At 65.7% G+C, this 20255-nt stretch carries 11 protein-coding genes; 8 read left to right on the forward strand and 3 right to left on the reverse strand.

Going from position 1 to position 20255, the window contains the following annotated elements; genetic code table 11:
* Positions 1-38: 38 nt before the first annotated feature.
* The 3 genes from BMZ33_RS15945 to BMZ33_RS15955 all read left to right on the forward strand — a co-directional run bounded on the left by BMZ33_RS15945 (position 39) and on the right by BMZ33_RS15955 (position 5914).
* Positions 39-3197 carry an AfsR/SARP family transcriptional regulator gene (locus tag BMZ33_RS15945; RefSeq protein ID WP_169064416.1) on the forward strand — a complete coding sequence of 1053 codons (3159 nt, stop codon included), beginning with the start codon at positions 39-41 and terminating at the stop codon, positions 3195-3197.
* A gap of 370 nt (positions 3198-3567) precedes the next feature.
* Positions 3568-3783, forward strand: coding sequence for a hypothetical protein (locus BMZ33_RS15950; RefSeq protein ID WP_169064417.1), 216 nt, complete (start codon positions 3568-3570; stop codon positions 3781-3783).
* A 166-nt stretch (positions 3784-3949) separates the two neighbouring features.
* The gene (locus BMZ33_RS15955; RefSeq protein WP_169064418.1) at positions 3950-5914 is read left to right on the forward strand and encodes a GDSL-type esterase/lipase family protein; all 1965 of its coding nucleotides are present in this window, start codon (positions 3950-3952) and stop codon (positions 5912-5914) included.
* Positions 5915-6107: 193 nt separating this feature from the next.
* On the opposite strand, the gene BMZ33_RS15960 is transcribed toward BMZ33_RS15955, so the two are convergent.
* Positions 6108-6329 (reverse strand): hypothetical protein, encoded by a 222-nt coding sequence (locus tag BMZ33_RS15960; RefSeq protein ID WP_091112596.1) that lies wholly within the window; start codon positions 6327-6329, stop codon positions 6108-6110.
* A gap of 186 nt (positions 6330-6515) precedes the next feature.
* Between BMZ33_RS15960 and BMZ33_RS15965 the strand changes: the two genes are divergently transcribed.
* Genes BMZ33_RS15965 through BMZ33_RS15985 form a run of 5 tightly spaced genes read left to right on the forward strand, consistent with a single transcriptional unit; the run spans position 6516 to position 18512 of the window.
* Positions 6516-8951, forward strand: a complete 2436-nt coding sequence (locus BMZ33_RS15965; RefSeq protein WP_091112599.1) for a type I restriction-modification system subunit M — start codon at positions 6516-6518, stop codon at positions 8949-8951.
* The gene (locus tag BMZ33_RS15970) at positions 8948-10171 is read left to right on the forward strand and encodes a restriction endonuclease subunit S (protein ID WP_091112603.1); all 1224 of its coding nucleotides are present in this window, start codon (positions 8948-8950) and stop codon (positions 10169-10171) included. The genes BMZ33_RS15965 and BMZ33_RS15970 overlap by 4 nt, the downstream gene beginning before the upstream one ends.
* Complete coding sequence (locus BMZ33_RS15975) at positions 10168-13305, forward strand: type I restriction endonuclease subunit R (RefSeq protein ID WP_091112607.1); 3138 nt, start codon at positions 10168-10170, stop codon at positions 13303-13305. Before BMZ33_RS15970 ends, BMZ33_RS15975 begins: the two co-directional genes overlap by 4 nt.
* Positions 13292-14035 (forward strand): M48 family metallopeptidase, encoded by a 744-nt coding sequence (locus BMZ33_RS15980; RefSeq protein ID WP_091112610.1) that lies wholly within the window; start codon positions 13292-13294, stop codon positions 14033-14035. Before BMZ33_RS15975 ends, BMZ33_RS15980 begins: the two co-directional genes overlap by 14 nt.
* Before the next feature lie 4 nt (positions 14036-14039).
* The gene (locus BMZ33_RS15985) at positions 14040-18512 is read left to right on the forward strand and encodes an NACHT domain-containing protein (protein WP_091112614.1); all 4473 of its coding nucleotides are present in this window, start codon (positions 14040-14042) and stop codon (positions 18510-18512) included.
* 120 nt (positions 18513-18632) lie between these two features.
* Here the strand turns inward: BMZ33_RS15985 and BMZ33_RS22770 are convergent, their stop codons facing one another.
* On the reverse strand, positions 18633-19631 hold the full coding sequence (locus BMZ33_RS22770) for a hypothetical protein (protein WP_136697315.1): 999 nt from the start codon (positions 19629-19631) through the stop codon (positions 18633-18635).
* Between the two features lie 48 nt (positions 19632-19679).
* Positions 19680-19991 (reverse strand): helix-turn-helix domain-containing protein, encoded by a 312-nt coding sequence (locus BMZ33_RS15990; RefSeq protein ID WP_091112618.1) that lies wholly within the window; start codon positions 19989-19991, stop codon positions 19680-19682.
* Positions 19992-20255 lie beyond the last annotated feature (264 nt).

Raw genomic sequence — 20255 nt, forward strand, 5'->3', positions numbered from 1 at the left:
CTCGCCCCCTCGATCCGCTGCGGCGCGCGTCCGCCCTCGTGCTCCTGGTGATCGGCGTCGCCGGCGTCCCCGTCGGCCTGTGGCGGCTCGGCGGCGCGTACCTGCCCGAGCGGTTGCCCTCCTGGGCGCAGGTCACCGCCGCCCTGAGCGGACCGGACACCGGCGCGCTGTTCCTCGGGCTGCTGGTCGCGGTCGGCTGGGCCGCGTGGGCGCTCTTCGCCGTGTCGGTGGCCGTCGAGCTGATCGCCCAGCTCTGGGATCTCCCGCCGCTACGGCTGCCTGGCCTCGCCGCGCCGCAGCAGCTGGCCGGCCTCCTGGTGGCCGCTGTCGTCGGTGTCGGCGGCGCACCGCTGCTCGCCGGCCCGGCGCTGGCCGACCCACCGGTCGTCGCCGAGCAGCCGACCGAGGAGCCTCCGCCGGCGCCCGCTCCGGCGCCGGAGAGCCAGCCGGCTGCACCCGCCGCGGCCGGGCCCGTCTACACGGTGCAGCCGCGGGACACCCTGGGTCGCATCGCCGCCCGGCACCTGGGTGACTGGGCGCGGTTCGAGGAGATCCTCGAGCTCAACCGGGGCCGACTCCAAGCCGACGGCGGTGCGCTCTCCGACCCGGGGATCATCCGACCCGGGTGGATCCTCGTGCTTCCTCCCGACGCCACCGTCGCGGCGGCCGGGCCGACCGCCGGAGAGGTGGTCGTCCAGCCGGGCGAGACCCTCGCCGACATCGCCGAGCGGCACGGCCTAAACAGCTGGCAGCCGATCTTCGACCTCAACGCCGGCGAGCCGACGCCCGGCGGCGCCCGGTTCACCGATCCCGACCTGATCCGCCCCGGCCAGGTCCTCGACCTCCCACCCGCCGATGCACCGGCCCCCGCGCCGGTCCCCCCGATCGAGCCCGAGCAACCGGCGCCGGCCCGGCCGCGCGAGAACGAGCCCACCGCGCCCACCTCACCGCCGCCGTCACCGGCTCCGGCGACGACGGCGAGCCCATCCGGTGACACAGGTCCTGATCCGGCGGCCGAGGCCGAGGTGCCGGACACCGACGAGGACCAGCCTGCGTCTGAGCTGGCGATCGTGCTCAGCGGCGGCGGAGCCCTGCTCGCCGCAGGCCTCGGCGCCGCCTGGCTCACCCACCGCCGGCAGCGCCTGCGTCGCCGCCGTCCCGGCCGCAGGCTCGCGGCCTTGCCGGCCGGGCTCTCCGCCACACAGGCGGCGGTCACTGCCGCGGCCGGTGCCGGCCGGGCCGACTACGCGGCGCTCGACCGGGCCCTGCGCGGCCTGGCGGTGCTGATCTCCGAGGAGCCCGACGGCCGGCTTCCCGACGTCGTCGCCGCCCGGCTCGACGGCGATCGCCTGGACCTGCGGCTGCACGCCACCACCGACCGACTGCCGCCCGGGCCGTGGACCGCGGACGAGACGGGCCTCTGGTGGTCCCTAGAGCTGGGCGAGGACCCGGACATCGGCCCCGACGAGGCCCGCGGCCGCCTGGCGCCGTTCCCGACGCTGGTCACCCTCGGCACCGAGGGCGGGCGACGCTGGCTGCTCGACCTGGAGCGTGTCGGCGTCCTGCGGGTGACCGGTCCGGCGGACCGGTGCGAGGACTTCGCCCGGCATCTGGCCGCCGAGCTCGCCGTCAACGGCTGGTCGGACCTGCTCACCGTCACCACCGTCGGCTTCGGTGAGGAACTCGTCGACCTCGCCCCCGATCGGATGCAGCCGGTCGAGGCCTCCTCTACTGCCGACCTACAGACCGAGTTGACAAAAGGCGTCGACCGCGACGGCGAGGACGTGCTGGCGGGGCGGCTGCACGCGGCGACCGGAACCGGCTGGATGCCGCACGTCGTCCTCGCTCCGCATCAGCCGGACAGTGACCAGATCGCCGAATCAGCGAGCGCGCTCGAAGGTCGTAAGGAGCGCACTCCGACCGTCGTCGTGCTCGCTATCGAGCCGACGCAGGGGAGGGACGACTGGCTGCTCACGCTGACCGAGGACGGGTCGCTGCTCGTTCCCGCACTCGACCTGCAGCTACCGGCGCCGCAGTTGACCGCCCAGCAGGCCCGCGACATCGCCACGCTGCTGGCCTTCGAGCGCGACACCGCAGACCAGCCCATCCCCGCCGCCGAGGGCGAGCGACCCTGGCAGGCACACACGGACGCCGGCGGCGCCCTGCGCGACGAGGTGCTCCTGCGCGGGAGCGACGAGTCCCCCGGGCCCGCTTCCCTGCACGGGTCAACCCGACACCGCTCATCAGCTGCGCAGGACAACTCCGCGCCAGCGCAGCCGGCCAGGGGCGGAGCATCTGCTGGGCCCACGGCCGACGACGTGGCATCGCTCGACCTCCCTCGGGCGACCGGATTGCGGCAGAGGATCGAGAACGACCTGGAGCAACTCGACCGCGACCTCGCCGATTGGTGGGATCCCGACTGCACCCGGCCGCGCCTGACCTTGCTCGGCCCGGTCACGCTGCGCGCGCACGGCAACGAGCAAGCCGTCGCCAGGTCCGGGCTGCGCCGCCGCTACGAGGAGACGATCGCGTACCTCGCCACCCGCCCGCACGGCGCGACCGTCGACGAAGCCGCCACTGCCCTGCAGCCGGCCCGCGGTGGCAGGACCGACCCGGCCAGCGCACGTGCCTACGTGCACCGGATCACCGCCGGCGCCCGCGCCTGGCTCGGTACCGACCCCGCCACCGGCGACAAGCACCTCAGCCCCGGCCACCGTGGCCCTTACACGTTGACCAACGTCCTCGTCGACGCCGATCTCTTCCGTCAGTTGCGCGCCCGCGCCGCCGTGCGCGGCAGTGACGGCATGCCCGACCTGTTGGCCGCCTTGCAGCTGGTGTCCGGACAGCCCTTTGCCCAACGTCCCAGCGGCTACGAGTGGCTCGACGGGCTGGACCTCACCCTCACTGCGGCCATCTGCGACGTCGCCCACCAGGTCATCACAGCAGCACTCGCTCATGACGACCTGGACGCCGCCCGGACCGCCAGCGCCACCGCGCTGCTCGTCGCGCCCGACGACGAGAGGGTCCTGCTCGACGCCATCTGCGTCGCCTACCGCGGAGGCAACCGCGCCGAAGCCGAGACCTACGTCGCGCGCATCGTCGACGTCCATGACGGCGACGACGAGATGGACCTACCCCTCAGCACCGCCGAGGCCATCAACCGCGCTCGCCGTCAGTATCTCGATCGCGCCTCATAAGACACATGCACGCGACCGGACGGATGCCCGGCCGGTGTAGCCGCCCGGGCGCCCAGCTCTACTAGCTTCAGCAGATGTTGGCGAACATGCGGAAGACGGCCCGGCGGTACCTCTCAAAGTCGTCAGGACTGCGGCCGCTGTCCTACGGGCGCTGGGCGCTTATTACCGGCGCGGCTGTGCTCGCCAGCGGTGCCGTCGTGGCGCTGGCTGTCACGTTCGGCCGGGATGAGTCGGGCACGCAGGCGGCGGCTGTCCCGCGACGCCAACCGCGGAAGCCCGTCCAGCCGCTGGGCTCCGTGACCTTCCGCATGACGCGTTCGTCGGGTCGCCATACGTCCATGTCTTCCCCGGCGTCGGCTCGGATGACCTGATGGGCAGCGGGACCTTATGGATGGTCGGACACCACCACCCGGCCGTCTGCCGGACGACGGGCCGGGTGGTGGTGTCCGACCCGAGCGTCGGCGAGCGGGCGCGGCAGGTCGACGTCTGGGTGCAGGTCATCGGCTCGCGCGGGCTGACGCAGTACGCGCCGCTCACCTACGGCGAGATCGCGGCCAATGACCTCGACCGGCTGCCGAGCTGCTGAGGCAGGAGGACACGTAACCGAGGGGACAAACTTGCGGAGCGGTGCGTGTCGGGGGAGACGGCAGCGGTCAGCAGCCCCTAAGTTCGCGCCGCCTGGCACCACTGGCGCCAGGATCGCAACCGACACGGGGGTCCTCATGGGTCTGCGCCGCGCTTGCCTCAGCCTGATGGCCTCCAGCGCGGCGGCGGCCGCATTCTTCTCGCCGGTGGCCGCGACAGCGGACACCGTGCCGGGCACCCTTCCCGAGTCCCTGAGCGAAGCGCCGCAGGCCTTCTCAACGCAGGCAGCCGACAGCTCGCCGCAGGGGTTGCAGGTCATCGTCAACGAGCGTGGGCGCATCTCCACCTCCTCCGACGCCGCTGGGCTTATAGGCACAACCGGCTCATTGACCATTGACAAGCCAAGTGGCGCCACGGTCCGCAGGGCAGTGTTGCTGGCGGCATCCACCGGCGGACGGGGCCCGATGCAGGGTGAGATCACGCTTGATGGAGCGCCGGTGGCGCTCGGCCATGAGACCGCCTCGTACATCGGGTCAAGCAACTACTGGGCCGATGTAACGTCCGCCGTCAAGGCCAAGCTGGACACTGCGCCGGCCGGCGCCGTCTCCTTCACGCTCGGGGAAAGCGCCTCGGGGTCGCTTGATGGCGAAATCCTCAGCGTCATCTTCAACGACCCTAACCAGGGCGCCGACCGGTCGGTGACCTTCCTCTTCGGTGCCACCCAGACGGCCGGCGACAACTTCACCCTGCAGCTGTCCGGTCCGATCGATCCGCTGGCGCCGAGCACGATCGCCCAGATGTCGCTGGGAATTTCCTACGGGTACCAGAGCGACGGCATACAGCAGTACAGCACGGTTGACGTCAACGGTCGGCGGCTGACGTCATCGGCCGGCGGCGAGGACGACGGTCAAGGATCCGACGGCGCCCTGATCACCGTCGGCGGCCATGGCGACCTGCCCTTCAATGCCGACGCGCAGCTGCCTCCATCCGGGCCGCGCTCGGACGATGAGCTGTACGACCTCAAGCCCTTCGTGCGGGCTGGCGACACGGCCATCAACGTGACGACCGCCAACCCGTCGAACGACGACAACATCTTCTTTGCGATGTTCATGACCAACCCGCCGGTGACCGACGTCATCACGCCGGGCGACCCGCAGCTCGGCCCCTTCAAGTACGTCGCGCTGGGCGATTCCTTCTCGGCGGGCGAAGGCGTCGAGCCATTCTTCGAGCCGAACAACAAGTGCCACCGCTCGACACAGGCGTACTCGACGCTGGTGCAGGTCCCCGGTGCCGACGCCACGCTCCAAGAGCTGAGCCGCAACCCGGACACCGGCGTGGCCTGGGGCTTCCAGGCGTGCAGCGGAGCGGAGGCCCGCAACCTGCTTAATGACGGAGCCGGACGCTACGGCGACCCGCTCGGTCAGCTGGAGCTGAACCGCTCCGCTGATACCGGCAACGCCAACGACCTGCCGGTCGACGCGGATACGGATCTAGTCACCGTGACGATCGGCGGCAACGACGCCTCCTTCGCGGACATCGTGACCTTCTGCGCCACCACCCCCAACTGCCAGACCGCCCGCTACCAGGGCAAGACGTTGGACCAGTTCCAGCGTGAGGCGCGCGACCGGCTGGCGCCGCAGCTGTCGGCGATTTACGCACGGGTCCACGAGCAGGCGCCGCAGGCCCGCATCCTGGTGCTGGGCTATCCGCAGCTTTTCCCAGCGTCGGCTGCCGAGCAGAACTGCGCCAAGCTGCGCGAGCAGACCGTGTATGTGAGGGCGAGCGCAGCCGGCAGAGGCGCGGTCGTGCCGGTCGCCAACATCGGCTTCACGAACGCTGAGCAGAACGCCATGCGCCGCTGGACGTCCGAGCTGAACCAAACGATCGCCGACCGGGTCAACCGCGACGGCTCGGGCTACGTTGAGTTCGTCCCCGTTGACGCCGCCTTCGCGGGCCACGAGGTCTGCGGGAACGCCGGCGAGTGGATCAACGGTCCGACCCTGGCGACGATCGCCTCCATCAGGGGGCGGAGCCCGGTGGCCAATAGCCAGTCATTCCACCCAAACGCGGCTGGCCAGGCGGATGGCTACGCCGCGGCGGTCAATGAGCGGTTGGGGCTGCCGCACTTCTAAACCAGCCGACGGCCTGCTACCGGATGATCGGCCGGCTGATGCCGGTCCGACCCGGACGTCGGAGAGGACCTTCAGCAGTCCGACGTCTGGCTCCGGATCGACGCCCAGCCCGGACGCGACGCCCTACGCCACGCGGGTCTACGGCGACATCGACCCGGCTGCCCCGGAGCGGTTGCCTCAGTGCTGAGGCGGCTCAGGCCGTCATGTCGGCCCGGCAGTCGACTGCGGCTGACCAGGCGAACCAGGCGCGACCCCGGGCATCGACCGTCGGGTCGAGCGCCGTAACCGTGAAGGTCGACCAGTCCGGACGCAGCCCTCGGTCAATGGCCAGCAGTCGCAGCTGGGCCCGGAGGCCGGCAGCGGCGCGCCCGGGCTGATTGAAGGGCAACGCGGCGGTGGCCGACAGGACGGGCATGGCACCAGCGTCACGGACGGATCATGCGGCTGATAGCCCGGTTGCCGTTGGCCTCCCACCGTTGAGTAGGGCTGGCAGCCACGCCGCGAGCCTCAATAGCCCAGAAACGTCTCACCATTATGTTAAGATGGGATAAATGTCTGGCCAGTCATTCCTCACCATTACGGCACGACGTCAGGGGTTCCAGTGGTCCTAAAGAAGTCCGACCTGTATAGCTCGCTGTGGCGCAGCTGCGATGAGCTGCGCGGAGGCATGGACGCCTCGCAGTACAAGGACTATATCCTGACGCTGCTCTTTGTAAAGTATGTGACGGATAAGGCCAAAGATCCGAACAGCCTGATTGACGTGCCGGTCGGCGGATCCTTCGAGGACATGCTGGCCGCCCGCCAGGACAAAGAGATCGGCGACAAGCTCAACAAGGTCGTCACCGCCCTCGCCGAGGCCAACAACCTCGTTAACGTAATCGACCTCGCCGATTTCAACGACGAGGAGAAACTCGGCAAGGGCAAGGAGATGGTCGACCGGCTGAGCAAGCTGGTCACTATCTTCGACGAACTCGACTTCAAGGGCTCGCGGGCCGAAGGCGATGACCTGCTCGGTGACGCCTACGAGTACCTGATGCGCCACTTCGCCACTGATTCCGGCAAGAGCAAGGGCCAGTTCTACACGCCGGCCGAGGTCTCGCGCATCTTGGCCAAGGTCGTCGGCATCGGTGCCGACACTCGCCAGGACCAGACGGTCTACGACCCGACCTGCGGCTCCGGCTCGCTGTTGCTCAAGGTGGCCGATGAGGCGCCGCGCGGCATCACCATCTATGGCCAGGAGAAGGACAACGCCACCTGGGCGCTGGCCAAGATGAACATGATCCTGCACGGCGACCCAGTGGCTGCCGAGGGCATCATGAAGGGCGACACCATCACGAGCCCGGCCTTCACGCGGAACGACCAGTTGACGACCTTCGACTTTGCCGTCGCTAACCCGCCGTTCTCGGTCAAGTCGTGGAGCAATGGCCTCGAGAAGACCTACGACCGCTTTGAGTACGGCCGTCCGCCAGAGAAGAACGGTGACTACGCCTTTTTACTGCACGTCCTGAAATCGCTTAAGAGCACTGGCAAAGCTGCGGTCATCTTGCCTCACGGCGTTCTCTTCCGCGGCAACGCGGAGGCCACGATCCGCCGCAACCTGCTCAAGCGCGGCTTCATCAAGGGCGTTATCGGCCTGCCACCAAACCTGTTTTATGGCACTGGGATCCCGGCCTGCATCGTGGTGATCGATAAGGAGAACGCCGCTGGCCGAGCGGGTGTATTCATGATTGACGCCTCCAAGGGGTACATTAAGGACGGCAACAAGAACCGCCTACGCAGCCAGGACCTGCACAAAATCGTCGATACCTTCAATAAGCAGATCGAGATCGATCGCTACTCGCGCATGGTGCCGATGAGCGAGATTGCTAAGCCGAAGCACGACTACAACCTCAATATCCCGGGCTACATCGACTCCTCCGAGCCCGAGGATCTGCAGGACCTGAGTGCCCACCTGCGTGGCGGCATCCCCGACCGCGACCTCGATGCCCTGCAGAACTATTGGGACGCCTTTCCACAACTCCGCAGCCAGATCTTCAGCCCCAACCGTCCCGGCTACAGCGACCTCGCCATCGATGTCGGCGCGGTGCAGCAGGCCATCTTCGACGCCCCAGGCTTCCACAAGCTGCGCGACGAAGCCGCAGGCATCATCGAGGACTGGTTCGCCGCGCACCGTGACGCGCTCGCCGGCATCACTGCAGACACAAAGCCGAGTGATCTGATCACCACTCTCGGCGACAATCTTCTGGCACGCTTCAAGCCGATGCCGCTACTCGACGAGTACGACGTCTACGAGCAACTCATGTCCTACTGGCACGACACCATGCACGACGACGTCTATCTCATCATGAGCGACGGCTGGCGGGACGCCGCTATGCCCCGGACGGCCATCGAGGATAAGGAGCGCAAACTCTCCGAGACACCTGATCTAGTGGTTGGTGCTGGCCGCAGTGCCGCCAAGTACAAGATGGACCTCATTCCGCCAAACCTGGTTGTCGCGCGCTACTTCGCCGACGAGCAGGCCAAACTCGACGAACTCACCGTTGCAGCAGCGGAAGCCTCCCGCGCCGTCGAGGAGTACGTCGAAGAGCACGCCGTTGAGGAGGGACTGCTCGCCGACGCCATGGATGATGACAAGATCTCGAAGGCTCTCGTCGCAGCACGTCTCAAGGCCGTCACGGCCGGCGGTGATTCCGACGAAATAGTGGCGCTGCGACGCGCCACTACGCTGTATAACGCGGAGGCGGATGCCAAGAAGGCAGCCAGGGATGCAGAGGCGGAGCTCAACCTTGCGACTATCAATAAGTACGGCGATCTAACCGAGCCCGACGTTAAGCAGCTCGTGCTTGACGACAAATGGAGGGCTGTTGTATCGCACCGAGTGGTCGGTGAGGTTGAGGCTCTCACGCTTGATCTTGTCGCACGCATCAAGCAACTAGGTGACCGCTATGCGGCGACTGTAAGTGCACTGGATGCCGAATTGAACGGTCTTGAGCTGAAGGTTGCACGGCACCTCTCCGCGATGGGGGTCGAAGTATGACTTCGACATGGGCGACGTCGACCGTAGGCGAGCAATTCGACGTGCAGCTTGGGAAAATGCTCGACGCGGCCAAGAATGTCGGAGTGCCAAAACCATATTTGGGAAACCGGGCTGTTCAGTGGGGACGGATTGATGTCTCGGCTGGCGGCGTTGTGCCCATGAGCCGGGCAGATATTCAGCGCTACCGATTGCGAGACGGCGACCTCCTAGTCTGTGAGGGTGGTGAAGTCGGACGAGGCGCGATCTGGCGAAACGAGTTGGCCGAATGCTACTTCCAGAAGGCCCTCCATCGGCTTCGTGCCAAACATGGCTACGATGTTCGCCTGATGCAGGCGCTGCTGGCTTACTGGTCCTCAACGGGCGCCTTCGCCGACTTCGTAACGCAGACGAGTATTGCGCACCTTCCACGTGAGAAGTTCATCCAAATGCCGCTGCCCCTGCCGCCACAGCCGGAGCAGGGCAAGATTGGCGACGTACTACAGGACGTCGACGACCTGATCGGCACCCTTGAGCGTCTAATCTCGAAGAAGCTTGCGATCAAGCAGGGCATCATGCAGCAGCTCCTGACTGGCAGTGTTCGCCTCCCAGGCTTTACTGAGCCGTGGCGAGAGGTGGCCGTCGCAGAGCTACTGGAGTTCAAGAACGGCCTCAATAAGGCGAGTCAGTTCTTCGGACGTGGAACTCCCATCGTCAACTTTATGGACGTCATGAACGGCCCCATCATCACGGCCGCGGACGTGGCGGGGCGGGTCACGCTTACGCGTGACGAGACTAAGCGGTTCTCCGCGCGATGCGGTGACGTCTTCTTCACAAGGACGTCTGAAACAATTGAAGAGGTTGGCACGGCTGCGGTGCTTGTAGACGACATACCTGACGCGGCGTTCAGTGGGTTCATCTTGCGAGGACGACCGCGGTCTACTTCGTTTGACTCGCGGTTCCTCGCTTATCTATTCCAGCTCGATGATGTCCGACGACAGGTCACGGCGTCGGCCTCGTACACGACGCGAGCGTTAACCAACGGGAAATCATTGAGTCGCGTTCGCCTACTGACGCCGCGCTTGGATGAACAGCGTGCCATCATGGTCGCGGTCCAGGATGCTGAGCACGAAATCCGCATGCTCAGCGCAAGGTTGAGCAAGACGTTGTCGGTAAAGCAGGGGATTATGCAGGAGCTATTGACGGGCAGGACACGGCTACCGAACCAGGTGCAGCCGGCATGAGCGACGTCGGCCAGATTGAGCGGAAGACGCAGAACCGCGTCGTCGCCCTAATGCGGGACGGGCTGGGCTACGATTACCTCGGCAACTGGGAGACCCGTGCCGGCACCGCGAACATCGAGGTCGAGCTACTCGCTCAGAACCTGCGGACCCGCGGCCACGACGACAACCTAATCACCAAGGCGCTCGACCAGTTGAAGAAGGCGGCTGCCCTGGGCGGCAGCCGCGACCTCTACGAGGCGAACCGGGCCGTCTATGACCTGCTGCGCTACGGCGTGAAGGTCAAGCCGGGCGCCAGCGAGCACTACGAGACCGTCTGGCTCATCGACTGGGCCAACCCGCAGGCCAACCACTTCGTCGTCGTCGAGGAGGTGACCGTCCTCGGTCAGCACACCAAGCGGCCGGACGTGGTGCTGTACGTCAACGGCTTGGCGCTCGTCACCCTCGAACTGAAGCGCTCGACTGTCTCGGCGTCCGAGGGCATCCGCCAGACGATCGGCAACCAGAAGCCGGAGTTCATCCGCCCCTTCTTCTCGACGGTCCAGCTGACGCTGGCCGGCAACGACTCCGAAGGCCTGCACTACGGCGTCATCGACACGCCGGAGAAGTACTGGCTGCACTGGCGGCTGACCGAGGACATCGATCCGGCCACGCGCGCCCAGCTCGACGCCGAGGGTGCCGGCGTCGAGGGACGCCTCGATGAGGCGCTGGTGCAGCTCTGTGCCAAGCATCGCTTACTCGAGGTCATCCACGACTTCATGGTTTATGACTCGGGCGTCAAGAAGACCTGCCGGCCGAACCAGTACTTCGGCGTCAAGGCAGCGCAGGCCCGCATCGCGACCAGGGAGGGCGGGATCATCTGGCACACCCAGGGCTCCGGCAAATCCCTGACGATGGTCTGGCTGGCCAAGTGGATCCGCGAGTCGCAGGTCGGCACCAACCCGCGCGTCCTGCTCATCACCGACCGCACCGAGCTCGACGAGCAGATCGAGGGAGTCTTCAACGGCGTCAAGGAGCAGATCTATCGCACGGACAGCGGCGCGGACCTGCTAGCCACCCTCAACTCGTCGGCAGAGCCCCTAATCTGCTCGCTGGTTCACAAGTTCCGCGGTACTGGCGACGAGGCGGTCCGGGACGATGCCGAGCGCGACTTCCTGGCCGAGCTGAACGCCAAGCTGCCGAAGGACTTTCGGGCCAAGGGCAATCTGTTTGTCTTCGTCGACGAGGCGCACCGCACCCAGTCCGGCAAGATGCACGACGCGATGAAACAGCTCCTGCCAGGCGCGCTGTTCATCGGCTTCACTGGCACGCCGCTGCTGAAGGCGGACAAGGCGACCAGCATCGAGACCTTCGGGTCCTTTATTCACACCTACAAGTTCGACGAGGCCGTCGAGGACGGCGTCGTGCTTGATTTGCGCTATGAGGCGCGCAACATCGACCAGGACCTGACGTCGCCGGAAGCGGTCGACAAGTGGTTCGACGTCAAGACCAAGGGCATGACCGACCTGTCGAAGGCCGAGCTGAAGCGACGCTGGGGCACCATGCAGAAAGTCGTCTCCAGCGAGCCCCGGGCCAAGCAAATCGTCAACGACATACTGCTTGACATGGAGACCAAGCCCCGCTTGATGGACCGGCGCGGCAACGCCATCCTGGTCGGCGCCAGCATCTACCAGGCTTGCAAGTTCTACGAACTGTTCTGTAACGCCGGCTTCAAGGGCAAGTGCGCCATTGTGACGAGCTACGCCCCGAACGCCGGGGACATCGCCAAGGAAGACGCCGGCGCGGGCAAGTCGGAGAAAATTCGGCAGTACGACATCTATCGCCGGATGCTGGCCGACCACTTCGGCGAGCCGGAAGACGTCGCCATGACGAAGGTCGAGGAGTTCGAGAAGGACGTCAAGAAGCGCTTCATCGAGGAGCCGGGCCAGATGCGCCTGCTCATCGTCGTCGACAAGCTGCTGACCGGTTTCGATGCGCCAAGCGCCACCTACCTGTACATCGACAAGAAGATGCGTGACCACGGCCTCTTCCAGGCCATCTGCCGCGTCAACCGTCTGGATGGCGACGACAAGGACTACGGCTACATCGTCGACTATCAGGACCTCTTCAACAGCCTCGAGTCGGCCATCACCGACTACACGAGCGGCGCCCTGGACGGCTACGACGACGAGGACATCAAGGGACTCCTAACCGACCGCGTCGCCAAGGGCCGGGAGGAGCTTGACGCGGCGCTGGAGCACATCCGGCTCCTGTGTGAGGCGGTGGAGTCGCCGCGTAACACGCTGCAGTACCAGCACTACTTCTGCGCCGTTGATGCCGGCAACATTGAGCAACTGAAGGCCAACGAACCGAAGCGAGTCGAGCTGTACAAGGCAGTCGCAGCGGTCACCCGAGCGTTTGCCAACATCGCCAACGAGCTCGACGCGGCGGGCTACACCGACGCCGAGGCGACAGCCATCAAGGCGGAGATCGCGCAGTACGTCGCCATCCGAGATGAAGTCAAGCTGACGGCCAAGGAGAACGTCGACTTCAAGCAGTACGAGGCGGGCATGCGCTTCCTGCTCGACACCTACATCCAAGCCGGGGCCTCCAAGGTGGTGTCCGACTTCGAGGACACCGGCCTGATCCAGCTCATTGTGCAGCTCGGCGCTGGCGCCATTGACAAGCTGCCCCCGGGCATCAAGCAAGACAAGACGGCCGTCGCCGAGGCGATCGTCAACAACATGCGCAAGGTCATCGTCGACGAGCGGGCGCTCAACCCGAAGTACTACGACAAGATGTCCGAGCTCCTCAGCGCCCTCATCGAGGAGCGTCGTCAGGGGGCGCTCGACTACCAGGCATACCTGGCCAAGCTGCTCGAGGCTGCCAAGCAGCTCGGCAGCAAGGAGTCGGACACCAAGTACCCCGACTGGGCGGACAGCGGCGCCAAGAAGGCGCTACTGGACTTCTTCGAGGACCAGCCTGACCTGGCGAGGGCGGTCGATCGGACGGTGCGGGAGTCGAAGCCGGACTCGTGGGTCGGCAGCGCGATCAAAGAGCGCAAGGTCCGGAACGCCGTGAAGGCCGCACTGCCTGCCAACTTCGACCGGCTGGAGGAGCTGCTCGACCTAGTCAAGGCGCGCCATGAGTACCGCTAGCGCCTACCTGACCGTCGGCGGCATCGACGTCGACGTCGTCTATAAGGACATCAAGCATCTCCACATCGGCGTCTACCCGCCGATGGGCCGGGTGCGGGTGGCGGCGCCGCGTCGTCTTGACGAGGACCAGATCCGACTGGCCGTCATCCAGCGGCTGCCTTGGATCAAGCGCAAGCGTGGCGAGTTGCGGAGCGCCCAGCGCCAGTCCGAGCGGGCGATGGTCTCAGGTGAGTCCCACTACGTCTGGGGCGTCCGCCGCCGGCTGCGGGTGATCGAGCGACCCGGTCGGGGCCACATCGAGCTCGATGGCGACCGACTGCTGCTGTACGTGCCGCCTGAGACCAACACCGAGGCACGGCGCAAGCTATTGGAGGCCTGGCAACGTCGGCAGCTCCGCGAGGCCATCCCGCCGCTGATCCGCCACTGGGAGCCGGTGGTGGGCCGAGAGGTGCCGCGCTGGAGCATCCGCCACATGAAGACGAAGTGGGGCTCCTGTAACCGGGAGACGGGCCACATCTGGTTCAACCTGGAGCTCGCCAAGAAGCACCCGCGGGCGCTGGAGTACATCGTCGTGCATGAGATGGCGCACCTGCTTGAGCGCAACCATGGCGAGCGTTTTACGACACTGATGGATGGCTTTCTCCAAGACTGGCGTTCTCGTCGTGACGAACTGAACGCCGCACCGCTTGCAGACGAGGCTTGGACCCATCCTGCCCAGGAGGGCAGCTGACTATATGTCGCCACGACCCGGAGGTGAGGCCGACAAGTATGGCAACCGCTACGAGGGTGCCTGGACGGTGCGCCATGTCCTCTATGTCCTCATGGGCAGGGCCGACTCAATTACCGTTGAGGACGTCGAAGACTTAGCGCTGGGATCGGAGTTCACTTACCGCCGCAACGGGGCGGTCGAGGCCCACCAGCTGAAGCGGCAGAACAAGCTGGTCAACAGCTGGTCCGTACGGTCGCTCGCCAACCTCGAAATCTGGCCGAACGCCCGTTATCACGTCCTGGCCGGCCGCGAATTCCACTTCGTCTCCGAGGTGCCGTCCCGGGTCCTAAGCGAGCTCTCCGGCAACGCTCGGCGCTCGGCATCGCTCGATGCCTTCACCAAGGACTGGCTGCCTAACCAGCCGATGCGCGACGCCTTCACGGAGCTGTCCTCGCCGAAGATTCTCGGGTCGGCCGAGACCGCGTGGCAAGTACTGCGGGGCACCTGGATCGAGTGGCCGGATGAGCGTGAACTTATCGAGGGAAACGCGGCGCTCTCCGGGCTGCTGCTCGATGGTGCAGACGGGCGGCTCGCTGCGGCCGGCCTGGGTGACCTCGTCGTCCACAACCTCGGCGTCGAGCTGACCGCGGCGGCTATCACTCATCGGCTCGCGGGCTATGGGCTGCGGCGTGCGACGGCGGTGCGTGGCGCAGCCATCACCGACCAAGTCAACGCCGTCACCGCGGGCTGGTCGGCAGCTGTCAAGACAGAGTTGCTGGAGCCCGTAATTCCGCGTGACGAGGCAACCGAGCTACAGCGGCTCGCTCTAGGCGAAGGCGACGATTTACTCGTCGTCGTCGTCGGCGCTGCGGGCGGCGGCAAGACGGGCGTGCTCCATCAAGCGGTTGAGGAGGTACAGGCCCAAGGGTTGCTGGTGCTGGCTTTCCGGCTTGATCGGCTGGAGCCCTTCGCATCAACGGCCGAACTCGGGAGTCGGCTCGGCCTCGAGGTGTCGCCTGTGGCCGCGCTGGCTGCTGCAGCCGGCGAGCGACCGTCGCTGCTCGTCATTGACCAGCTAGACGCGGTCAGTCTTGCCTCGGGACGGATGCCCGGAACCTTCGATGTCATCGCCGCTGTCATCCGCGAAGCGACAGTCTTCCCGGACATGCGGGTCGTCATGGCCTGCCGCAAGTTCGACGTCGACAACGACGAGCGGATCCGCGGTCTGGCGACGCGGCCGGGCTCAGCGATCGTCGCAGTCGGCCCGTTGACCGACGCTCAGGTCGACGCTGCCGTCACTGCCATGGGCCTCTACGCCGAGGCCCTCACGGCTCAGCAGCGGAAGCTGCTGCAGGCACCGCTTCACCTCGTCTTGCTCGCCACCGTGGCTGGCGAACCGAACGCCCTGGCATTCCAGACTGGCGGCCACCTCTTTGATGCCTACTGGGACCGCAAGCGCCGGAACGTAGCGGCGCGGCGGACAGGCGCGCGCTTCGAGCCGGTGGTCTCGGCCGTCGCCGAAGCGATCAGCCGGCGCCAGCGCTTATCAGTGCCGATGACCGTGCTCGATCGGGATGACCTAGCGAATGATGCCGACGTCTTGGTGTCCGAGCATGTGCTTGTCCGCGACGGCCGCGAGATCGCCTTCTTCCACGAGACCTTCTTCGACTACGCCTTCGCCCGGCATTGGGTCGGCCGCGACGAGTCGCTGGTCGATTTCCTAACCCAGGGCGAACAGGAGCTGTTCCGGCGCGCGCAGGTGCGGCAGATCATCACCCACCTTCGGGACGCCGAGCCGGACCGCTTCAAAGAGGAGGTCCGGGCACTCTTGGCCAGCGATGGCATCCGTTTCCATATCAAAGATGCGGCCTTGGCAGTGCTGGGCAATGTCAGCGACCCGACTACGGTGGAGGCTGACCTGCTGCTCAACGTCGCGGCCAGCCATCCGCCGTACGAGGACCGGCTGTGGAGTCACCTGAGGACGCCGGCCTGGTTCGCCCGGCTTGATGCCGACGGCCAAGTCGGCGGGTGGCTTCGTGGCGGGGAAGTCGCCCAGACACGCGCTCTGACCTTCATGACGAGCGCCGGTCGCACGTCGCCGGACCGGTTGGCCGAGCTTGTGGCAGAGCACCGGGAGGCGCCGACGTACCCGGCCTGGCTGCGCTGGGTGGCATGGCGTGCGCCGCTACCGCAGAGCCGTCGGCTCTTCGACCTGTTCCTCGAAGCCATCAGGCAAGGCCAATACGACGGCTTCGAGCATGACCTTTGGCTATCGGTGCACGGCCTGGCTGAAGAGCGTCCCGACTGGGCCGTCGAGGTACTCGCCGCCTTCCTCCTTCACCGGGCGGACCCCTTCGCGCTGACGGAGCGCGGCAAGGTCCGCGCTCTCGAAGCGCGCGAGTATGAGGCGGCGGAGCTGGTCCGGCAGGCGGCTGCCGGTGCGCCCCGTGCGTTCACTGACACTCTGCTGCCATACGTGCTCCAGGTCATCGCGGTGACCGCCTACGAGGCACGTGAGGGCCACGAAGGGCCGCTTCCGGACGCCCAGTACACCCATCGTTTTCCCGGATGGGAGTCCGACACCGACCTAGATGACGTGCTCCTCGCCGGTCTGACGTCAGCGATTCGCGCGCTGGTTGCAGCTGATCCAAGGGCGATGCGCGCGACGCTCGAGCGACTGGCTGGCGATCCGCATGACACCGCCCAGTGGCTGCTCTACCAGGGCCTGGTAGCTGGTGGAGCAGCGTACGCCGAGTGGGCGGCCGAGCTTCTGCTGGAGGAACCGCATCGACTGCTGTCCGGCAACGTGTCCAACGTCGTCTGGATGACCCGTGAAGTCCTACAAGCGATCAGCCCTCATGTCAGCGAAGAATTGTTCGGACGCCTTGAAGCCGCCGTCCGAGACCTGCGCTTCTCCTGGGAGGCGCGGCGTCCCGGCTGGTACGCCTTCAACCTGCTGTCAGCCCTTGACGAAGGGCGGCTGTCGGAGGTGGGCCGTCGCCGCCTCCTGGAGTTACGACGCGCTTCCGGCATGCAGCAGCCCTCGGAGCCAGCAGGGGTGACGTCCGGAACGATTGGTTCGCCGATCGCCCCGGAGGCGGCGCGGCACATGAAAGACAACAACTGGCTCAAGGCCATGGCCACGCATGCCAGTGAGCGCGAGGACTTCCGTACCTTCACCGGCGGGGCCGTCGAGTTGTCGCGCGTCTTGCGTGAGGAGACAAAGCTAGCGCCTGACCGCTTCGCCCGCTTGGCGCTCCAACTGACACCGGGGACCAATCCGGCCTATGGCGATGCCATTCTGATGGGACTCGGTGACGCGGAGCCGATTGACGATGAAGGTGCGGTCTTCGACGCTATTCGGCACATCGCGTCCTTTGGTCATGACGATAATGACCGCTGGTTGGGCTGGGCGCTCCGGCCGTACGTGAAAACGACGCCGATCGACATGGTTGAGCTGATCACGGAGCGCCTGGCTGTGGCCGCCGATCCCGGCGATGACGGCACGCGTGTTTGGAGCGACGATGGTACTGGCCGTCAGGTGGCGGATATTCGCGGTTCTGGCATTAATACGGCCCGCGGCAGCTTGGCCGAGGCCCTAGCCAACCTCCTCGTCTTTGACAGCGATGGAGCGCGTACGGAGGTCGTGGCGCCGCTCCTGAACCAATTGGCCGCAGACCCCTCCGTCCCGGTCAGGTCATGCGTCGCCCGACTCATCGGGGCGGCGATGCGCCATGCACGTCAAGCGGCAATCGAGGCATTCTGGCAGCTGATTGAGACAGACGACAACCTGCTTGCCACGGATTCCGTGCTGAGCATCCTGGTCTTCCTGGGCAACGAGGAGCCGGACGCGGTCCGACCGGTGATCGAGCGGATGCTGGCGTCAGACGACGCGAAGGTGCGCGAAGCTGGCGGCGAGGTGGCGGCCTTCGCGGCTATGGAGTGGAGCTCAAGCGAGTATCTCGACGCCGTACTGATTGGGAGCGACGCGGCCGCCAGGCAGGGTGCAGCCAGCACATGCGCCCTGCGCCTTCCGCATACCGACAATACGGACGTAGCGGTCGCTGCCCTAGCTGCCCTGCTGAACGACGGGGATGACGGTGTGCGTAAGGAAGCCGCCGTCGTCGCAGGCGTGCTGCGCGGCCATGCGCTGGGCCGTTACGACGGCGTACTGACGACGCTCATTGCTTCGCCGGCCTACGCCGACGCTTTGCCCCAATTGCTCATCACGCTGGAGCGGGCCCCTGATCAGGTCAACCATCTCGTGTTGTTGTGTGCTCGTCGGTTCGTCGAGGCTCTCGGCCCGGAGGCTGGCGATATCCGCACCAGCGCCGCCGGAGACGCCCATGAGGTGAGCTCGTTGATCATCCGCGGGATGGCCCAAGCTCGTACTGCGGCAGAACGGTCGGCGCTGCTCGATGTACTCGATCAACTGCTGATGATTGGTGCTTACGGAGTGGATGACGTTATCAGCGCATCCGAGCGGTCAATGCAGTAGGCGCGGCAGTGCCGCCACGGCCAGCGACTGTTGAGTGCAGTTGCTGACGGCAGGGACCCACCTCGGGTCGTGCAACCGCGTCGCTTTAGTCTGGTGCCAAGTTGGATTCGGGTGCCCATGCTATTGCTCCAGAACTTTCCGCTTCCGCTTCTCCAACGTCGCTAGCTCATCAATGATGAGTGACGTATGCGTCAAAAGGGCAAGGGCTCGAGCCTTGGGTACATCCTGGCGCGCGTGTGCGAACTCATTGCGAACGAACTTAATCGCGGTGCGTAAGCGCCCTCGAAGCGACCGAGTATAGGAGTCAGGTGTCAGTCGTAGCTCTCGTATCCGTTCGACCACGAATGGAACGAGCTTCTGGCCGTAGCCGTTCACGTTATCAGCAAACGAACGCATGCGGTCTTCGAGTAGCACGCCCACTTCACGGATCGCCGTGTCGTAATAACCCAAATCGACGAGGGATCCCAAGCGATCGTCTGCACTGTACTCTGTAAAAGCACTGGCCAGTTCGGCGGTAGCCCTATCCCACCCTTCTTGAGTAAGGCGGATGGATCGCCCAGGGCTTACGATCGTGAAGGGTCGAAAATCCCACTCCTCATCAGTATCGTCGTCCGACTCCTCTTCTTCTGGCGGAAACTCGACACGCTTGTAGGTCCCATCTTCTAGCTGAACGTACAGAGAGTTGAGCGGATCGTCGTCCTCAGGTATCTCATGTTCGTCCTTGTGACGCAGTTCCCTGATGTGCTCCCTGAGAAGGTCCTTCTGGCGTTGTCGCCACTCTCGCTCGTTGGCTGGCGAGGCGCCGCTGATGTATCCCTGTTCAGCTAACCAGTTGAGGTCCTCGTGCCAGAGTGCAATGTGATAGGCATCCTTATGCCAGGGATCTCCGTCTGCGGTCGAGGGGACGTGAAACAAGAGGCTGCGGTCTATATCGTCCAGCTGAATGAACTCTGTCCCGAACGGATACTGAGCCAAATCGATGAGGCTGTGCGCGCCATTCGGTGCGCAGGGATAGGCCGGCCAATCCGCATGAATGGCGAAGACGAATTTGCCGTCAGTCTCGAAGCCTAAGTATCCTGGGTACTGTTTCCAGTGTAATTCTTCTTCGTGGTTCAACATCGAAGCTCCTAACACTGCGGACTAGCGAGGTGTCCGACCCACTGGTCATTAAAGCCTCTCCCAAGGCTTGCGGAGCCGGATGTTGGCCTTCTTGAGTGTCTGGCGCACCGTCTCGTCGTCACAGCCGTAGCGCTCAGCCAGTCGCTGACAGGACCATCCCTCGCCGTACAACCGGACGGCTTCCTGCAGCCTGTCAGGCGGCAGGCCTTGTCGCCGAAGCTCGACACCAGCGCGTCGCAGCTGTGCGGCGACGGTCGCCCGATGCATCCCCCACCTGGCTGCCAGGGCCTTCATGTCGGCCCCGGCCTCGTACGCGCGCACGAGCGCGGTGACCTGGTCGGCGGTCAGCCGCCGCTGCACCCGCCGCGGTGACCGTTGCCGCGCTGGTGCTTCCTTGCGGCGCAGGATCCGGGGAAGCTCGACTGACAAGCGCGTGTACAGGCCGTTGAGCTTCGAGCGTCCTCCCCTCAGGGCCACCACAAGGGACTTGAAGCCCCAACCTCACGGCCGGAAGAGGACCTCGGCAGACGAGCTGCGACGAATCCTCTGACCGAACCCGCTCCGGGCTATGCGTCCCGATCCGGCCCCATCAGGTTGGGACGGCATGGGAGGCCGGAGCTGAGC

Origin of the sequence: Geodermatophilus dictyosporus, from assembly GCF_900115505.1 — a bacterium.
In the GTDB taxonomy this organism is placed as follows: Bacteria; Actinomycetota; Actinomycetes; order Mycobacteriales; family Geodermatophilaceae; genus Geodermatophilus; species Geodermatophilus dictyosporus.